General features: G+C 69.4%; 14 protein-coding genes. 9 read left to right on the plus strand and 5 right to left on the minus strand.

All coding sequences use genetic code 11. From position 1 onward, the window contains the following. Nucleotides 1-16: 16 nt before the first annotated feature. The 3 genes from DNL27_RS06935 to glgC all read right to left on the minus strand — a co-directional run bounded on the left by DNL27_RS06935 (nucleotide 17) and on the right by glgC (nucleotide 5,536). Nucleotides 17-1,258 (minus strand): hypothetical protein, encoded by a 1,242-nt coding sequence (locus DNL27_RS06935; protein WP_112235103.1) that lies wholly within the window; start codon nucleotides 1,256-1,258, stop codon nucleotides 17-19. Nucleotides 1,259-1,372: 114 nt separating this feature from the next. Next, nucleotides 1,373-3,991, minus strand: a complete 2,619-nt coding sequence (pepN, locus tag DNL27_RS06940; RefSeq protein ID WP_112235104.1) for an aminopeptidase N — start codon at nucleotides 3,989-3,991, stop codon at nucleotides 1,373-1,375. Nucleotides 3,992-4,291: 300 nt separating this feature from the next. After that, nucleotides 4,292-5,536 (minus strand): glucose-1-phosphate adenylyltransferase, encoded by a 1,245-nt coding sequence (gene glgC, locus DNL27_RS06945; protein ID WP_012398340.1) that lies wholly within the window; start codon nucleotides 5,534-5,536, stop codon nucleotides 4,292-4,294. Nucleotides 5,537-5,905: 369 nt separating this feature from the next. Between glgC and glgA the strand changes: the two genes are divergently transcribed. Beyond that, nucleotides 5,906-7,099 (plus strand): glycogen synthase, encoded by a 1,194-nt coding sequence (gene glgA, locus DNL27_RS06950; protein ID WP_012398341.1) that lies wholly within the window; start codon nucleotides 5,906-5,908, stop codon nucleotides 7,097-7,099. A gap of 180 nt (nucleotides 7,100-7,279) precedes the next feature. Here glgA and DNL27_RS06955 read toward each other — a convergent pair whose 3' ends face one another. Further along, nucleotides 7,280-7,921, minus strand: a complete 642-nt coding sequence (locus DNL27_RS06955) for a TetR/AcrR family transcriptional regulator (protein ID WP_239494271.1) — start codon at nucleotides 7,919-7,921, stop codon at nucleotides 7,280-7,282. 175 nt (nucleotides 7,922-8,096) lie between these two features. On the opposite strand from DNL27_RS06955, the gene DNL27_RS06960 reads away from it, so the two are divergent. From DNL27_RS06960 to DNL27_RS06975, 4 genes are all read left to right on the plus strand, one after another. Next, nucleotides 8,097-9,137 carry an ABC transporter permease gene (locus tag DNL27_RS06960; RefSeq protein WP_239494273.1) on the plus strand — a complete coding sequence of 347 codons (1,041 nt, stop codon included), beginning with the start codon at nucleotides 8,097-8,099 and terminating at the stop codon, nucleotides 9,135-9,137. 545 nt (nucleotides 9,138-9,682) lie between these two features. Then, nucleotides 9,683-10,051: a YciI family protein gene (locus DNL27_RS06965; RefSeq protein WP_112235106.1), complete on the plus strand. Its 369-nt coding sequence runs from the start codon at nucleotides 9,683-9,685 to the stop codon at nucleotides 10,049-10,051. Nucleotides 10,052-10,172: 121 nt separating this feature from the next. Continuing rightward, nucleotides 10,173-10,634 (plus strand): DUF3054 domain-containing protein, encoded by a 462-nt coding sequence (locus tag DNL27_RS06970; protein WP_112235107.1) that lies wholly within the window; start codon nucleotides 10,173-10,175, stop codon nucleotides 10,632-10,634. 106 nt (nucleotides 10,635-10,740) lie between these two features. Beyond that, complete coding sequence (locus tag DNL27_RS06975) at nucleotides 10,741-11,022, plus strand: Lrp/AsnC family transcriptional regulator (RefSeq protein WP_041297362.1); 282 nt, start codon at nucleotides 10,741-10,743, stop codon at nucleotides 11,020-11,022. 288 nt (nucleotides 11,023-11,310) lie between these two features. On the opposite strand, the gene trpD is transcribed toward DNL27_RS06975, so the two are convergent. Beyond that, a complete protein-coding gene (trpD, locus tag DNL27_RS06980; protein WP_058954686.1) occupies nucleotides 11,311-12,366 on the minus strand; it encodes an anthranilate phosphoribosyltransferase in 1,056 nt (351 codons plus the stop codon). Between the two features lie 178 nt (nucleotides 12,367-12,544). Here trpD and DNL27_RS06985 point away from each other — a divergent pair, with 178 nt between their 5' ends. From DNL27_RS06985 to DNL27_RS07000, 4 genes are read left to right on the plus strand one after another with little or no spacing between them, the layout of a single operon-like run. Further along, entirely contained in the window at nucleotides 12,545-13,183 is a 639-nt protein-coding gene (locus tag DNL27_RS06985) for a heme-copper oxidase subunit III (protein WP_012398348.1), read from the plus strand. A gap of 58 nt (nucleotides 13,184-13,241) precedes the next feature. Then, on the plus strand, nucleotides 13,242-14,033 hold the full coding sequence (locus DNL27_RS06990; RefSeq protein WP_012398349.1) for a c-type cytochrome: 792 nt from the start codon (nucleotides 13,242-13,244) through the stop codon (nucleotides 14,031-14,033). A 58-nt stretch (nucleotides 14,034-14,091) separates the two neighbouring features. Continuing rightward, nucleotides 14,092-15,198: a ubiquinol-cytochrome c reductase iron-sulfur subunit gene (locus tag DNL27_RS06995; RefSeq protein ID WP_012398350.1), complete on the plus strand. Its 1,107-nt coding sequence runs from the start codon at nucleotides 14,092-14,094 to the stop codon at nucleotides 15,196-15,198. Next, a complete protein-coding gene (locus DNL27_RS07000; protein ID WP_112235108.1) occupies nucleotides 15,198-16,865 on the plus strand; it encodes a ubiquinol-cytochrome c reductase cytochrome b subunit in 1,668 nt (555 codons plus the stop codon). The genes DNL27_RS06995 and DNL27_RS07000 overlap by 1 nt, the downstream gene beginning before the upstream one ends. Nucleotides 16,866-18,009 lie beyond the last annotated feature (1,144 nt).

Here is an 18,009-nt window from a genome sequence, read left to right on the forward strand (position 1 = left end):
CCGGTGGCGGCGCCCCTTACAGGGTTCGGTGCAGGTAGACGGCCATGAATCCGGTGGCCACGGCCACAATCATCATCAGCGTGGTGGCCAGCGGCTCCACGCCCAGCAGCACGATGCCCAGCAGCACCAGAATCACGGTCAGCGCGAGCAGCGCGCTGACCACGGGCCGCAGGCCGCGGGCCAGACTGGAGACGGTGGAACCGCCGGTGCTGCGCGCGGGCCGGGCGGTGTCCGGGGAACCGGCCGCGGCGTCGTCGTCGGCCGTCGGAGCGTCCGCGCGCGAGGGCTCCGAGGTGCGGGCCGGGTCCCCGCGGAAGCGGGCGGCCAGGGAGCGGGCTCCGGCGGGACCGCCCGCGGCGGCCTCGGGGTGGGCGGCGGTGAAGCCGCGGCGCCACTTCTTGGAGTTGCGCCCGTGGTCGGACTCCACAGCCACGTAGGCCGGGGGAACCTCGAACTCGTCGGCCTCGGGCAGCAGCTCGGGGACGTCGTTGGGCAGCTCGGTGAACCACTGGGCGGGGACCTCAGAGGCGCGAGCGGCCTGCAGGGTCATGGACACCTCGAACGAGGAGCCGCGGATGGTGCCCCACACGGCGGTGAGCAGGTCGTGCTCGAACGCGTGGTGGATGATCGGGATGAACTGCTGGGACATCTGCGTGGACAGCCGCCCCACCTGCTTTCGCTCGTAGAGCACGTCCACGGTGTCCACGGTCACGCCGTGCGAGTTTCGCACCTTGTTGACCTCGAGCGTGAGGATCACGCGGCCCTCGCCGGTGGCGGGCACGATGGAGTGCAGGTACTCCGCGAAGTCCTGCTCGTCCAGCACCTTGATGGAGGAGCCCTGGGGCAGCACGGCGGCCTGGGCCGGGGCGGTGTTCAGGGGGAACAGCAGGTCCGGGGGAGCGATCCCGATGCTGGCGCGCGCATCCACCTCGGCCACGCCGTCCTGGCGCAGCAGCTCCGCCTCCAGGTGCAGCGGCACCACGGGGGTGTAGCCGGAGGCGATCACGCGGGAGAGCGGGTGCCAGTAGCGGTGGGCGTCCTCGGAGCTGAGGTGGGCCACCTTGTTCTCGCCCACCCGCACGGAGACGGTGCGGGGGTCGAAGGGGTTGTCCGGTTCCGGGACCAGCGCGGCCATGCCGGTCCAGGTCTGCGCGCGACCCGCGGAGAGCCCCCCGAACACCCGCATGATCTCGGTGTCGTAGAAGTTCTCGGTGACGACGTCCAAGGACCCTCGGTCGTTGAGCGCGTAATCGGTCATGGTCTCCCTCGCTGTCGAGCGGGCGGGTGCTCCGCCGCCGCATCTGATCTCATGCTATCCGTTGATCGGTGTGCATCGACGTTCATCCACTGTGTGGACATGGGCCGGTGCACCTCACCGGGACAGGCACATGATCTGCAGCGTCACCGCCCGCTGGGCGTCGTCGAGCAGCTCGGTGACCACGCGGCGCAGCGCGGCCGGGGCGTCCTCGTGGCTCTCGAGCCACTCGCGGGTGGCCCGCACCACACGGTTCTGCTGGGCGTCGGTCCCGGGGGAGGACGACGCCGCGTCCGCCTCCACCGCGCGCGGGTACAGTCCGCGCACCATCCGGGTGGCGATCTCCATGGAGTGGGTGTCCCACCACGAGCTCAGCTGCGCGAAGTAGTCCTCCTCGTAGCGGCGCAGCACGGTGGGCGCCGCCAGCTGGAAGCCCTCCACGGTGGCGCTGAGTTCGTCGTTGGACAGTTCCCCGGACACGATGCGCTCCCACGCGCGCTGCTTGGAGCTGTCCGAGCGCATGGCCGCGACGGCCTCGAGGTAGCCGAGGTGCCCGTCCCGCGTGGGGTCCTGCGCGTGCTCCGCCTCGAGCTCCGAGACGGTGCTGTGGCCGGTGGCGGTCACCGCGGTCAGCATGGTCCAGCGCAGCTGCGGGGTCAGCTCCAGGCCGGGCACGGTGTGCTCGCCCCCGAGCCACTGCTGGATGGGCAGGGCGTACTTGCCGTCCCTCGCGGCCTCCCGGGCGAACGCCCGCGCGAGGATCAGCTGGGCGTCCGAGCCCGGCTGCGCCGCGAGCATCGACTGCCCGAGCGCGTCCAGCAGGGCTCTGCGCACGGTGGTGCGGCGGGAGACCGGCACGAAGCGGCCCAGGGCCTGGCGGGCGTGGTCGAGCACCGTGGTGAGGATGGCCGCGTGGGTCTCCCCGGTGCAGCGCCGCGCGACCATGAGCACGTACTCGCGGGGACACAGCCGCCCGTCCCGCACCGCGGCCCACAGCTGCGAGTGCGCCACGGCCCGGGCCAGCGGGTCCTCGATCTCGGCCACCAGCTCCAGGAGCCCCGACAGCGAGTCCGGGTCCGGGTGGGCCAGGCAGTAGGTCAGGTCCGTGTCGTTGGCCAGCAGCACCGCGCCGGACTCCGCCCCACCGGTGAGGCCCGGCAGCGCCACCGGCCCGTCCTCGGCCGGAACCCGCACCTCGATCCGCTCGACGTTCCTCACGGGACCCGAACCGTCCGCGCGCTCCGTGCGGGCGTAGGCACCGACCGTGAGCACGTGCGGGCGCGGGGGAGTGGCGCTCTGCGTCAGGGAGGCGGGGGCGGCGTCGTCGCCGGCGGCCACCGTGAGCACCGGGACGCCCGTGGTGCGCAGCCACAGGTCCGCCCACGCGCGGACGTCGTGCTCGCACGCCTCGTCCAGCACGGCCAGGAAGTCGTCCAGCGTGGTGTTGCCGAACGCGAAGCGGCGGAAGTAGGCCCGGCACGCGTCCATGAACGCGTCCTCACCCACGAACGCCACGAGCTGCTTGAGCACGGACGCGCCCTTGGCGTACGTGATGCCGTCGAAGTTCTGCCGCGCGGCGTCGAGGTCCACGATGTCCGCAACGATGGGGTGCGTGGTGCGCAGCTGGTCCTGCCGGTACGCCCACTCCTTGCGGGCCAGCGCGAACGTGACCCACGCGTCCGTGTACTGCGTGGCGTGCACGCACGCGTACGCACCCATGAACTCGGCGAAGGACTCCTTGAGCCAGAGGTCGTCCCACCACCGCATCGTGACCAGGTCCCCGAACCACATGTGGGACATCTCGTGCATCAGTGTGTTGGCGCGCCCGGCCAGCTGCGCCCGCGTGGCACCCGAGGGGAACAGGTAGTCCTCCGTGAAAGTGACCATCCCGGGGTTCTCCATGGCCCCCAGGTTGTACTCGGGCACGAACGCCTGCTCGTACTTGCCCCACGGGTACGCGAAGCCGAAGAGCTCCGGGAAGAAGTCCAGCCCCTGCTTGGTGAGCGTGAACAGCTCCTCGGCGTCCATGTGCTCGGCGAGCGCCCGTCGGCAGTAGAGGGCCAGCGGGATGGTCACGGCGGCCCCGTGGGGGTCGGTGCCCCGCCACTCGTCCCTGACCGCGGTGTAGGGCCCGGCCAGGATGGTGGTGATGTACGAGGAGATCCGCTGCGTGGGGGCGAACTCGTGGCTCACGGCCCCGGGGACGTCGCAGTCCCGCGTGGGGTTCGAGGCCAGCTCCTCGCCGTTGGACGCCGCGAGCCACTCGGGCGGGGTGATCACCGTGAACGTGAAGGCGGCCTTGAGGTCCGGCTGCTCGAAGACCGCGAACACCCGGCGGCAGTCCGCCGGCTCGTACTGCGTGTAGACGTAGACCTCCCCGTCCTGGGGGTCCACGTACCGGTGCAGGCCCTCGCCCGAGCGCGAGTACAGGGCCCGGCCGAGCACGCGCAGCTCGTTGGCCTCCTCGAGCTCCGGCAGCCGGATCCGGGAGCCGTCCACGACGTCGTCCACGTCCAGGACCTCGCCGTTGAGCTCCACGGCGGTCACGGAGTCGTGGATGAAGTCGATGAAGGTCTCCGCGCCCTCCTCGGCGGTGAAGCGCACCGTGACCTCCGAGCCGAACGTGGTGTTCGCGGGGTCCTGCGCCCCCGAGAGGTCCACCGTGACCCGGTAGTCCTCCACCCGGATCTGCTCGGCTCGCGTGGCTGCTTCGTCTCTGGTCAGGCTGGCTCCCATGTCCCCAGTGTAGGCACCGGGCCCGTGTCGCCCGTCACCCCGGGACACCTCCGCGATTCGCCCGCGTGCCCACCGTGCGGGGCGACCCCACGCCACCGGGCTGCTCCGCGCGACGGAGCGCACGCGCCTACGGGTGGGGACGCCCTGCGGCCTCCTCGGCGTACCGGGACGTGTAGGGGCGCACGCGCCCGCGGGAAGGGACGACGACGGCGCACGGTGACCGTGCGCCGTCGTGGTGCCTTCTCGGGTCCGCGCCACCCCGGCCCCGGGGCGGGCCCGGCGCGAACCGCGGTCCGGGACCTACCGCTCGAAGCGGTAGTTCTTCGGTGCGATGGTGAGCCCGGACTCGGTGACCGTGAGCCCGCGCGCGAGGTCCTGCTCGCGGTCCAGGCCCACAGTGGTGCCCGGGGGGACCACCACGTTCTTGTCCAGGATGCAGCGGTGCACCGTGGCGCCGGCCCCGATCTGCACGTTCTGCATCAGCACGGACTCGGTGACCCGCGCGTCGTGCTCCACCTTGACCTTGGGGGAGAGCACGGAGGATCCCACGTGCCCGCCCGTGATGAGCACACCGGGGGAGACGATGGAGTCGAACGCCACGCCCGCCTGGCCGTTGGGCCCGCGCACCGTCCTGGCCGGCGGCGCCATGATCTGGTGCGTGTAGATGGGCCAGTCGTAGTTGTAGAGGTTGAACACCGGCAGCGGGCGGATCAGGTCCATGTGCGAGTCGAAGTAGGACTCCAGCGTGCCCACGTCCCGCCAGTACTGCCGGTCCCGGTCCGTGGAGCCCGGGACGTCGTTGTGCGTGAAGTCGTACACCACGGCCTCACCGCGCTCCGCGAAGTAGGGCATGATGTCCCCGCCCATGTCGTGGTCGGTGTCCGCCTTCTCGTTGTCCGTGCGCAACGCCTCCACCAGGGCGTCCCTGTCGAACACGTAGTTGCCCATCGAGGCCAGGAACGAGTGGGGATCGTCCGGCAGGGGCGCGGTGGTGTCCGGCTTCTCCACGAACCGCGTGATCTTCGCAGGGTCCTGTGGGTCCGTCTCGATCACCCCGAAGGACTTCACCATCTCCATGGGCTGGCGCACACCGGCCACCGTGGCCTTCGCCCCGGACTCGATGTGCTTCTCCACCATGTCCGCGAAGTCCATCCGGTACACGTGGTCCGCTCCCACGACCACCACGATGTCCGGATCGGCGTCGTCGATCAGGTTCATGGACTGGTAGATCGCGTTGGCCGAGCCCAGGAACCAGTCCTTGCCGCGGCGCTGCTGCGCGGGCACCGAGGTCACGTAGTTGCCCAACTGCGTGGACAGCCGCCACGTCTCGGACAGGTGCCGGTCCAGGGAGTGAGACTTGTACTGGGTCAGCACCACGATCTGCAGGTAGCCCGAGTTCACCAGATTGGACAGCGCGAAGTCGATCAGCCGGTACCCGCCCGCGAACGGCACGGCCGGCTTGGCGCGGTCCTCCGTCAGCGGCATCAGACGCTTGCCCTCGCCGCCGGCCAACACGATGGCAAGGACCTTCTTCTGTCGTGACATACGTACCCCTCCAGTTCGCGGGACGTCTCGGCCCCACGGGCCACGACGTCCACTCGTCGTCCCGTCATTGTGTCCCACTGCTCCAGGGCCCACACAACAGTGACCCGAACTCGCGGCAACTTTGCGCCCCCGCTCCTCCGCTGTGGAGACGACGACGCCGCCGCGCCCGTGCGGGGGCCCGGCGCCGCAACCACCGCGCACATCTCACCGCACCGCGCCCACCCGCACCGCATGGCACCGCACGGCAACGCACCGCGGGGGATGGGGGTGGGGGTGTCCTGCTCGGGGCGCGCACGGGACCGGGGCGACCGTGCGGCGTCGTGCCCGGCACCCCTGTGGGCGGACGAGGCCGTGCAGTACGCTCGCACTGTGCGAGTAGACATCCTGAGCAAAGAATTCCCGCCCGCGATCTACGGGGGAGCGGGGGTGCACGTGGCCGAGCTCTCCCGCGTGCTCGCACCGCTGGTGGACCTGAACGTGCGCTGCTTCGGCGCCCCGCGGGAACCGGACTTCCACGGTGCCCACGTGCGCGCCTACCCCGTGCCCGCGGACCTGGACCAGGCCAACGCCGCGGTGCAGACCCTCGGGGTGGACCTCACCATGATCCAGGACATCGCCGGGGCGGACCTGGTGCATTCGCACACGTGGTACGCGAACATGGGCGGGCACCTGTCCTCGCTGATGTACGACATCCCGCACGTCCTCTCCGCCCACTCCCTCGAACCCCTGCGCCCGTGGAAGGCCGAGCAGCTCGGCGGCGGGTACCGCGTGTCCTCCTTCGCGGAGAAGACCTCCTACGAGGCCGCCGCCGCGATCATCGCCGTGTCCGAGGGCATGCGCCAGGACATCCTGCGCTGCTACCCGGCCGTGGACCCCGACCGGGTGCGCACCGTGCACAACGGCATCGACGTCTCCCAGTGGAACAGGGACGAGGCCACCGACGTGCTCGAGGAGTACGGCATCGACCCCGCCCGACCCTCCGTCGCGTTCGTGGGCCGGGTGACCCGGCAGAAGGGTGTGCCCTACCTGCTGCGCGCCGCCCTGCAGCTGCCGCCCGAGGTGCAGCTCGTGCTGTGCGCCGGAGCCGCCGACACCCCCGAGCTCGCCGCCGAGGTCAACGGCCTCATCGAGCAGCTCAGGAGCGAACGGGACGGCGTGGTGCTCATCGAGAAGATGCTGCCCCGCCGCGAGGTCATCCAGATCCTCTCCCACGCCACCGCCTTCGCGTGCCCCTCCGTGTACGAGCCCCTGGGCATCGTCAACCTCGAGGCCATGGCCTGCGGGGCGGCTGTCGTGGCCTCTGCCACCGGCGGCATCCCCGAGGTCGTCGACGACGGCGAGACCGGAACCCTGGTTCCCATCGAGCAGGTCACCGACGGTACCGGAACCCCCCTGGACCCCCAGAAGTTCGTGGACGACTTCGCCGCCGCCCTCACGGACATGGTCTCCAACCCCGAGCGCGCTCGCCGCATGGGTGAGGCCGGGCGGCGCCGCGTGGAGGAGCACTTCTCGTGGGAGTCCATTGCCCAGCAGACCCTGGAGGTCTACCGCTCGGTGCTCTGAGGCCCACCCCGCGCCTCTCGACTCGGACCCCGGTGCCCTTGGACCACGTTGTCCCCGGGCCCCGGGGTCCGCGCATGCCCGGCACGCGGGATCCCGCGGGGAGCCCTGGAGACTCTTCACTCGGCGGCAGGTTCGGCACTCCCGGGCTGCCGTGCCACGGCGTCCTGCCCCGCCGCCCGGTCAGCCGTTGGCGCGCCCGGTGTCCTGACCCGTCTGGGCCAGAACACCGCTGAGCAGGGAGTCCACCGCGGCCACGTAGGCCTCGTGGGTCTGCTCCGGGTCCTCCGACAGACTCATCTGCACCATGCAGCCCTGGACCAGCCCGATGAATGCGGGACGGAGACGGTCGGCCAGCCGATCGGCGTCGTCCTCCGCCATGCCGTGCTCCGCGCGCAACCACGCGCTCAGGTAGCGGCGCAGGTGGCTGCCTGCCTCCGCCAGGATGGCGCGGGCGGCCGCCCGCAGCTCGGGGCGGCGCACGGCCTCACCCCACACCTGCAGGGGAAGGCCCGGGAACGTCGCACCCTCGGGCAGGTCCGTGACCACCATGGCCATGGCGCGGGCCGGATGGGGGAGCGGGCTGTGGGTGTGCAGCCGGTTCAGTGCCCCGAGCCGGTCCCGCATCACACCGCGGCTCGCGTCCAGGAAGAGGTCGTCCTTGCCACGGTAGTAGACGTACACAGCACCGGCCGAGAGGCCCGACTCCGCGAGGATGTCCGCCATGGACACCGCCGAGAACCCCTTGCGGCCGATGCAGGCCAGGGCGGCGTCCTGGATCCGACGCCGCATCTGCTCCCTGTGCTCTTCCGTGACCTTGGGCACGTCCACCTCCAAAAACGAATGATCGTTCTTGACAGCTTAGCGGAGCGGGTCCAGGCTTTCCAAGAACATTCATTCTCTGTGGAAGGGGTGGGTTGTGTCCCACATCAGAACTCCGGAGCCCCGGCAGCGCCCGGACTGACTCAAGAGCGTCAAGGCGGCACTGATCGCCACGGCGGTGGTCTCCATCGTGCTGCTCGCGTTCGCGTGGCCCACGACCACCTCCCGGACCGAGAACCTGCCGGTGGCCGTCGTGGGAACGCAGGAGCAGATCGACGCCGTGACCGCCAAGATGCCCGACAAGCTGCTGGACGTGCACCCCGTGGCCCACCGGGAGGACGCGGTCAACGGCATCAGGACCCGCGAGGTGTACGGGGGCATCGTGCTGGGGGACCAGCCCGAGATCCTCACGGCCAGCGCGGCCAGCCCCGTGGTCTCGCAGATGCTGGGCGGCGTGGCCACCACTATGCAGCGCGGCATCGACCAGAAGGTCATCGAGGGCACCACGAGGGCCCTCGAGAAGATCAAGGGCGCCCTGGCCAAGGGGCCGGCCGGCATGCCGGCCCTGAGTCAGCAGCCCCAGCAGCAGGCGGCCACCCCGTCCACCATGAAGACCACCGACGTGGTCCCGCTGTCCGAGGACGATCCGCGGGGGAGCGGGCTGGCGATTGCCGGGCTTCCCCTGACGATGGGCGGAATGATCGGCGGCATCCTCATCTCCACGCTCGTCACGGGCGTGCGCAAGCACCTGCTGGCCCTGGGGCTGTACGGCGTGATCGGCGGATTCGTGCTGGCGGCCATCCTGCAGGGCCTGTTCGGGATCCTGCAGGCAAACTTTTTTGCCAACTGGGCGGCCATCGGGCTGGGCATCGCCGCCACGGCGTCGGTGATCGTGGGGCTGAGCTCGCTCATCGGACGCGCCGGGCTGGCCGTGGGCGCCGTCCTCACCATGTTCATCGGCAACCCCATCTCCGCACTGACCTCTCCGAAGGAGTTCATCCTGCCGCCGTTCGGCGAGGTCGGTCAGTGGCTCGTACCCGGCCTGTCCGGAACGCTGCTGCGCGACCTCTCGTACTTCCCGGACGCGAACATTGCCGCGCAGGTGTGGGCGCTCATCGGGTGGGTGGCACTCGGGATCGTGCTGACGTTCCTGGGCCACCACAAGAACGAGTCGTCGCTCACAGGCAAGGAGGAGACGCAGCCCGCACCGAGCGGGTAACGACGCACCCACAGAAGGAGCCAGGGGAGCCGCACATCAGCGGTTCCTCCTGACTCCTCTCGACCCAGTTTACATAATGTACATTATCGGTTCGGCAGAAATCCGCAGAACAGCGGACATGCCCCGGATGCTGGACATCCTCTGACCATGGCGTGAGGCCCGTCGATCTGACGCTGCATTGTCGATTGCAGATCCGCATGTTCCGGAGACCGTGTGCGGTTGGCGCGCGCCAGCGACAGGCCCTTGCGGCTGGCGTCGGGTCCACGGCTCCCCTCCGTGTACGACTGGTACAAACGAGTGACAGGGAAAAGCGGTCGGGCGAACCCCTTTCAGGGCTTGCGAGCAGGCCAACCCCTTCTGACCGTCTGATGCTGACCATCTTCCTGGGCCGACGTACCTCGCGGCTGCGACCCGCCGCCAGCGCATGCGGAACTGTGGCGCACCCCACCGGCGTACCGCATGGTGGACACACCCTGTCCACCGGGACGCACGTTTCATCGACGCCCGGACACGAACCCGTGACACGAACCCCGAGAGGACCACCCATGACCGACTACATGCTGGCCGTCCACCACGAGCCCGGTGTCCAGGACGCCGGAGCCGTCTACAGCTCTCCCGCTGACATGGAGCGGGCCGTGACCGCCGTGGCGGCGTTCAACGAGCACCTCCAGTCCTCGGGGCGTCTCGTCTACGCGGGCGGCCTGACACCACCCGAGGCGGCACGTACCGTTGACGCCACGGGACAGCACCCCGAGAACCCGTTGATCGCGCACGGCACGGTCTCCGACGTCGGACCGATCCTCGGCGGTTTCTGGATCGTCCGCGCCGAAACCCCTGACGAGGCCCTCGACGACGCACGGACCGCGTCCTCCGCGTGCGGCCGGCCCGTGGAGCTGCGTCCCCTGGAGGGGTGAGGCCGTCGAGGCTACATTCCTCCCCCGGCGCAGCCATCCCCGTACTCCGAGGTCAGGGTTGAATTTTCTTATTCAACTTTCACTGCGTACTTGAGAAATTCGGGTCCCCTAAACTGGTGGTATGGATTCACCAGCACCCCACCACGCCCCCAACGAAGCACCGGTCGCTCCCCCGGCCGCGCATGCCCGCCCCGAGACGGCCGGTGTGGTGCACCGGAGCCCCGACGGAACCGGGTGGCCCCTGTACCTGGCCGTGGACATCGTGTTGGTGATCGTGTTCGCCGCCCTGGGCCGTTCCAGCCACGGGGAGGGTGTCGCCGGAGCACTCATGACGGCCTGGCCGTTCCTCGTGGGAGCCCTGGTGGGGTGGCTGGCGTGCCGTGGCACGCGTCATCCGGCCGCCGTGATCCCCACCGGGCTGTCCGTGTGGCTGTGCGCCGAGGTCGGCGGCATGGTGCTGCGCACCCTCACCGGCCAGGGCACGGCCCTGCCGTTCGTCCTGGTCAGCCTGGTGGTGCTGGGCGCGCTGCTCATCGGCTACCGCCTGGTGCTGCTCGGGGTGCGGAGGATCCGCAGCCGGTGAGCACACGCCCGGCCCGGTCAGCACCTCGACGCCGTCCCACGGTGCACCCCGGCGGCCGGGCACCGCGGCACGGCTAGGCTGGGCTCACCCCGTGGAAAGGAACCCCATGTTCACCGCCATCGTCCTGATCAAGACCTCCTCGGACCGTATCCCGGAGGTGGCCCAGGAGGTCTCCGACATCCGCGGTGTCTCCGAGGTCTACTCCGTGACCGGAGAGTGGGACCTCATCGCGCTCGTGCGGGTGGAGCGCCACGAGCAGCTCGCGGACGTGATCGCGGACGAGCTCTCCAAGGTCCCCGGCGTGGAGTCCACGAGCACGAACATCGCGTTCCGCACCTACAGCACCCACGACCTCGACGCCGCGTTCGCACTCGGCATCGACGACTGAGGGCGCACTCCCCCAGCCGTGAACCGGGCCCGGTCCGCCCGCTGGCACGGCGCCTCAGCCGCGCGGAACCCCGTAGGCATCTCCGTGACGAGCACCTCGCTCACGGGCACCTCGGTGGCAGCCACGAGGGGCAGCGGAAGCAGTCACGGAGCTGCAGGGCGGGCCCGATGGTCACCGGGGACGGCCGCCTCGAAAGGCTGCCGGGCGGCGTCGTCGTGGCGCGGGCCTGGCCGAAGAGAAGATGCGCGGGAACACCCGCACCGGGATCGGCGCAGTGTGCCCCGCACCTCAGGCAGCGGCGAACTCCACCCAGCGGGACAGGACGTCCCGAGCGGCGCCGGAGTCGATCGACACCGCGGCACGGTCCACAGCAGCGGCGAAGCGTTCCGGGAACGGTCCCTCGGCGTCCTCCGACACGGCCACGAGACCCGCCGCCGCGTTGAGCAGGACGGCGTTGCGGATGTGGCCGGCGGCGCCGTCGAGCACGTCTCGCACCACGTCGGCGTTGTAGGCGGCGTCCTTGCCGCGCAGGTCCGCGATCGTGGCGCGCGGCATCCCCAGGTCCAGCGGGTCCAGTTCGTGCTGAGCGGTCTGACCGTCCCGGACCTCCCACACGGCGGAGGGCGCGGTGACGGTGAGCTCGTCGAGCCCGTCTCCCCCGCGGAACACGAGCGCGCGGTCACCGCGCTGCTGGAAGACACCTGCCATGAGAGGTGCCAGTGCGGCGTCGGCCACACCGATCGCGGAGGCCGAGACCCGCGCAGGATTGGTGATCGGACCGAGGAAGTTGAAGGCGGTGGGCACGCCGAGCGCCTTGCGCGCCGGCGCCACGTGACGCATGGCGGGGTGGAAGGTCTGTGCGAAGAGGAACGTGATGCCCACCTCCCCTGCCGCCCGCTGCACCCGCTCGACCGGCATGTCCAGCTGCACGCCCAGGACCTCGAGCACGTCCGCGGAACCGGACTTGGACGATGACGCCCGGTTGCCGTGCTTGACCACCCGCGCCCCCGCGCCGGCGCAGACCAGGGCGGCCATCGTGGAGATGTTCACGCTCGAGAGCCGGTCCCCGCCCGTGCCCACGATGTCCAGAGCCGGGCCGGGAACCGAGATGCGCCGGGCGTGGGCCACCATGGCGTCCGCGAGGCCGTTCAGCTCCGACACACTCTCGCCCTTGGTGCGCAGGGCCATGAGGAACCCCGCGATCACGGCGTCCGGAACCTCCCCCTCCATGATGGTGTCCATGGCCCAGTAGGCCTGCTGCCGGGTGAGGTCCTCCCCGCGGGACAGGGCCGTGAGCAGGTCGGGCCAGTGGCAGGACGTGGGGGCGGAGGTCTCGGTGTTCACGGGCCCGATCCTACCTTTCGGCCCCCACCACGACGTCGCTCCGGCGCCTCCCGGCGCCGCTCCTCCGCCCGGTGCGAGCCCCGCCGCTGCCCGGACCCGCGCGCCCGATCCCGCGACACGGTCACCGCGCAGGCCCAGGTGGTTGGTCCACCGGGAGTTTTGGCGACATAATGTCTCTGTGACAACTGCGACTCATACCCCAGCCAAACCGGTGGGTGCGAGCATCACTCGCCCCAACCTCACCTCCGTGGGCACCATCGTGTGGTTGTCCTCCGAGGTGATGTTCTTCGCCGGACTCTTCGCCATGTATTTCACCCTCCGCGCCACCTCTCCCGAGGTGTGGGCCGAGAACACCGAGATACTCAACGTCCCCATGGCGTCGGTCAATACGCTCATCCTGGTGCTCAGCTCCGTGACCTGCCAGTTCGGCGTGTTCGCGGCCGAGCGTCTCCAGCCACGCCGCACCGGCGGGCTGTTCCAGGTCTCCAAGTGGGGCCTGACCGAGTGGTTTGCCCTGACCTTCCTCATGGGCGCCGTCTTCGTGTCCGTCCAGGTCTACGAATACGCCTCCCTGGTGTCCGAGGGTGTGACCATCGCCGCCAGCGCGTACGGGTCCGCCTTCTACATCACCACCGGCTTCCACGCCCTGCACGTGACCGGCGGTCTCATCGCATTCCTCTTCATCATGGGCCGCGCCTTCGTCGCCAAGCGCTTCGGTCACTACGAGGCCACCTCGGCCATCGTGGTGTCCTACTACTGGCACTTCGTCGACGTGGTCTGGATCGTCCTGTTCTTCCTGGTCTACTTCATCAAGTAGCCTCCGCAGGACCCTCCGCCCCTCCCAGTTCTAGACCCGAGTAAAAGGAACGTTTGACGTGAAGGCACTCTCACAAAAGCGCCGCCATCCTCTGGCAGCCCTCGCGCTGCTGGTCATGGCTTTGCTTCTGACCGGTGGACTCTACGCAGTTGCCACAACCACCAATGAAGCCAAGGCCGAGACCACCACCTACTCGGCCCAGGACATCGAGGAGGGGCAGAAGCTCTTCCAGGCCAACTGCTCCACGTGCCACGGCATGCAGGCGCAGGGCACCAGCAGCGGCCCCTCGCTCATCGGCGTGGGCGCCTCCTCCGTGGACTTCCAGGTCGGCACCGGCCGCATGCCCATGCAGATGCAGGGCCCCCAGGCGCAGGTGAAGCCGCAGCAGTTCAACGAGGAGCAGACGGACCAGCTCGCGGCCTACGTGGCCTCGCTCGGCGCCGGGCCCACCGTTCCCGAGGAGCAGGACCTCGACATCGCCGAGGGCAACTCCGCCAACGGCGCCAAGATCTTCCTGGCCAACTGTGCCATGTGCCACAACGCGGCCGGCCAGGGCGGCGCCCTGACCCGCGGCAAGTTCGCTCCGTCCCTGATGGGCGTCAGCGAGAAGCACATCTACGAGGCCATGCAGACCGGCCCCCAGAACATGCCGGTGTTCAACGACGCGAACATCACCCCCGAGGAGAAGCGGGACGTCATCACGTACCTGAAGACCCTCGACAACAACACCACCGTCGGTGGCTTCAGCCTCGGATCGCTGGGCCCCGTGTCGGAGGGCCTGTTCATCTGGACCATCGGCCTGGTCGTGGTCATCGGCTTCACCGTCTGGCTGACCTCCCGCTCCGCCTGAGAGCACCCGCCGGCCCCCGGCCGGCACCCTAGACACTATTCACAGCACCAAGAGAAGAATGAGGGACCACATGGGCGACCATCGTGACGGCACTCCCCACAAGAGCGGGGCGGTTGTCACCTCGGACGGAGCGGACCTGGATCACTTCCCCAATCCGGGGCTTCCACCGCACCGTCCCCGCGTGACGGACGTAGACCCCAAGGCGGCCAGGCGAGCCGAACACCAGGTGGTCCTGCTGTTCCTGCTCTCCGTTGTCGGATCCGTGATCTTCTTCGTGGCGTACTTCGGCATCCGCGTGGACGGCCCGCTGTACGACGCGGTCAACACGGAGCCCACCGCCCAGCTGCGGCTGCAGAACCTCCTGCTCGGTCTCGGCATCGCCCTGGGCATGTTCGGCATCGGCGTGGGTGTGGTCCACTGGGCCCGCACGCTGATGCCCGACCACGAGATCGTGGAGATGCGTCACGACCTGCGCACCGAGGACGAGCGCGCCGAGGCGCAGAGCATCCTCAACACCATCTACGACGAGTCCGGTGTCAAGCGCCGCCCGTTGCTGCGCAACACCCTCATCGGTGCCGCCGTCCTCATGCCCCTCCCCTTCGTGGGACTGCTCAAGGACCTCGGCCCCACCGACCTCAAGGTGCTGCGCCACTCCATGTGGGACGAGGGCGTGCGCCTGGTGCGCGACCCCTCGGGCACCCCCATCAAGGCCTCGGACGTCACCCTGGGCTCCGCGTTCCACGTGATCCCGGAGAACCTCACGAGCGTCAGCCACGAGGACGGCTACCTCAACGAGAAGGCCAAGGCCGTAGTGCTGCTCATGCGTCTGGACCCGGACAAGGTCAACGTGTCCGAGGAGCGCAAAGACTGGAACGTGGACGGCATCTTCGCCTACTCCAAGGTCTGCACCCACGTCGGCTGCCCCATCGCGCTGTACGAGCAGCACACGCACCACCTGCTGTGCCCGTGCCACCAGTCCACGTTCGACCTCACCAACGAGTGTGAGGTCATCTTCGGGCCGGCCTCCCGGCCCCTCCCGCAGCTGCCCATTTCCGTTGATTCCGACGGTTACCTCGTTGCCCGTAGCGACTTCCACGAGCCCGTTGGACCGACCTACTCGCAGCGCGGCTTCGCCGTCAAAGACATGCAGGACGAGGCGAACTGATGTCCACCACAGCTGACTTCGAATACCGACCCACCACCCGCACCGGTCGCATCGCCAACTTCGTGGACACCCGCGTGGGCGGCTCGTCGATCGTCAAGGAGTTCGGCCGCAAGGTCTTCCCGGACCACTGGTCCTTCATGTTCGGTGAGGTGGCGCTCTACAGCTTCATCATCCTGCTTCTCTCCGGCACGTTCCTGGCGCTGTGGTTCGACCCGACCATGACCTCCATGGAGTACCAGGGCAACTACGTCCCCATGCAGGGCGTGGAGATGTCCGGCGCGTACGCGTCCACCCTGAACATCTCCTTCGACATCCGCGGCGGGCTCTTCCTGCGCCAGCTGCACCACTGGTCCGCACTGCTGTTCGTGATGGCGCTGTCCGTGCACATGCTGCGCGTGTTCTTCACGGGCGCGTTCCGCCGTCCGCGTGAGCTGAACTGGGTGGTGGGCTGCGTGCTCTTCATCCTGGCCATCGTGGCGGGCTTCTCCGGCTACTCGCTCCCCGACGACGTGCTCTCCGGCAACGGCCTGCGCATCGCGGACGCGATCGCGAAGTCCGTGCCCGTGGTCGGCACCTACATCTCGATGTTCATGTTCGGCGGCGAGTTCCCCGGCCACGCGATCATCGGGCGTCTGTACATCGTGCACGTGCTGATCATCCCGGCACTGATCCTCATGATGATCGTGGTGCACCTGTTCATGGTCGTGGTGTACAAGCACACCCAGTTCCCCGGTCCGGGCCGCACCGAGCAGAACGTGGTCGGCTTCCCCGTGGGTCCCATCTACGCGGCCAAGGCCGGCGGCTTCTTCTTCATCGTCTTCGGCATCCTCGCGCTGATCGCGGGAACCACCACCATCAACGCGATCTGGAACTACGGGCCGTACGACCCCTCCCCCGTGCAGGCCGGTTCGCAACCTGACTGGTACATGGGCTTCTCGGACGGCGGCCTGCGCCTGATGCCCGGCTCGTGGCCGTTCTCCTGGGAGATCGACATCTTCGGCCTGGCCATCCCCCTGGCCATCCTGCTACCGCTGATCCCCATGGCGGGCATGTTCGGCGTGATGTTCGCGTGGCCGTGGATCGAGCGGTGGGTCACCGGCGACGACCGCGTGCACAACATCCTGGACCGTCCGCGCAACGCGCCGTTCCGCACGGCCGTCGGTGCCGCTGGCGTCACGTTCTACGCGGTGCAGATGATCGCCGCCTCCGGTGACCTCATCGCCACGCACTTCCACGTGGCCGTGAACGACGTCATCTACTGGTTGCGGGCGCTGTACTTCCTCGGCCCCATCCTCGCGTTCATCATCGTGCGGCGCTTCTGCCTTGCGCTGCAGCGCAAGGACCGCGAGATCGTCTTGCACGGGCGTGAGTCCGGCCGCATCCAGGCTCTGCCCCACGGTGAGTTCGTGGAGGTCCACGAGCCCCTGGACGAGTACCGCCGCTACAAGCTGGTGGACTTCGAGGACCGCCAGGTCCAGCCGGCGCGGGCCAACGCGAAGGGCAAGATCACGTCCTCCGAGAAGATGCGCGGCCGCCTGAGCCGGTTCTTCTTCGAGGACCGTGTGGCGCCCGTGACGCCCGCCGAGCTCGAGGCGGCCCACGGCCACCACGACGCCGAGCCGGTTGCCGTGGGTGCGGGTTCGCACACCACTCAGCTCGAGCGGTGAGTCACCGGGAGCACTGACCCGCTCCCCTGGGGAGGGCCCGCAGCGATCAGATGATCGCTGCGGGCCCTCTTCTTTGCCTGGAGCACCGGGCCGCCGACGAGGTGGCGCCGGGAACAGACCGCCAGCGCATGCGTCCCCCACGCACCCTGAGAGGCATGAACGGCTGTCGGAGAGGCTCTCGGGCGGCCTGTCGCCCATGGCCCCTCCTCGGGGGTAGACCAGCACCCCACACCGGACGGTGGCTGAGAGGGAGCGCTCGTTGAGTCAGCGACGAAAGCCGGACACGGAGTGTAGGACCTGCCAGTAGCGACCTCCCCCGCCTTGGGGCGGCCTGGAGTCTCGCTGCACTCGATGGACGCCCCACGCGCGGGACCCGAGGCGGGGCCAGGTTATGAGCCCCTTGGAAGGACCCCACGAGCCCTGACCAGTGCGTAGCCCTATAGCCCGCACCCGTCGTCATCCGGAGCGAGCACCGGGCGTGGTGCGCGGACGGACACTGCACCTAGTCCCAGTTCCGCACCACGCGCGGTCACGTAGCCCGTGCTCCCCTCGGCTGCAGGCCGAGGGCTCGGCTGGCCCCACCATCAGGTGGTCCGGTGGGTTCACGCGGGGCAAATGCTGGGCTCCGAAAGCCCAGGAGGGAGGGTTGGAGGGGCTGCCGACCCATCGGCGCAACGTCACCCCGGATCCGGCATGGAATCCCGGACGTCGGCCCCGCCCACATGTCGTGCGAAGGCGATAGACGACTGAGGACCGGCCGCGTCTTTGCCGGTCGTGGGGGCGCGCGCATTCCCCTGGCACAAGGGTCGTGGATCGCGAGCTCCTCCGCAGCACGACGCTCTACGTCGGACCTCCCGACGCCAGAAGGCCGTGGCACCGAGCGCCACGCGGAACTGCATCCCGACATCGCGGCAGAGTCGCAGCGCGTCCTGGGTCAGCATCAGAATGCCGCTGGGAAGCCCCTGGGCGGCCTCAGCCCGAGCACTTCTCCCCCCCCACTGCCCGAGGGCTTCCGAACTCTCCCCTGGCAGAGACAGCCCTCGGCGAGACGTTTCCGCCCGCTGACGGGCGGGACGCACCGTCTGAGACCTCAATGTCCGGGACTCCCACACAGCGGGCGTAAGCGGTGCGAAAACGGGCCGTC

The organism is Kocuria sp. BT304 (assembly GCF_003290245.1).
Taxonomy (GTDB): Bacteria; Actinomycetota; Actinomycetes; order Actinomycetales; family Micrococcaceae; genus Kocuria; species Kocuria rhizophila_A.

Coding starts and splice junctions, on each gene's coding strand:
- pepN (WP_112235104.1), bottom strand. CDS start 3,991: ATGGGAGCCAGCCTGACCAGAGACGAAGCAGCCACGCGAGCCGAGCAG.
- DNL27_RS07000 (WP_112235108.1), top strand. CDS start 15,198: ATGTCCACCACAGCTGACTTCGAATACCGACCCACCACCCGCACCGGT.
- DNL27_RS06975 (WP_041297362.1), top strand. CDS start 10,741: ATGTTCACCGCCATCGTCCTGATCAAGACCTCCTCGGACCGTATCCCG.
- DNL27_RS06935 (WP_112235103.1), bottom strand. CDS start 1,258: ATGACCGATTACGCGCTCAACGACCGAGGGTCCTTGGACGTCGTCACC.
- glgC (WP_012398340.1), bottom strand. CDS start 5,536: ATGTCACGACAGAAGAAGGTCCTTGCCATCGTGTTGGCCGGCGGCGAG.
- DNL27_RS06965 (WP_112235106.1), top strand. CDS start 9,683: ATGACCGACTACATGCTGGCCGTCCACCACGAGCCCGGTGTCCAGGAC.
- DNL27_RS06995 (WP_012398350.1), top strand. CDS start 14,092: ATGAGGGACCACATGGGCGACCATCGTGACGGCACTCCCCACAAGAGC.
- DNL27_RS06970 (WP_112235107.1), top strand. CDS start 10,173: ATGGATTCACCAGCACCCCACCACGCCCCCAACGAAGCACCGGTCGCT.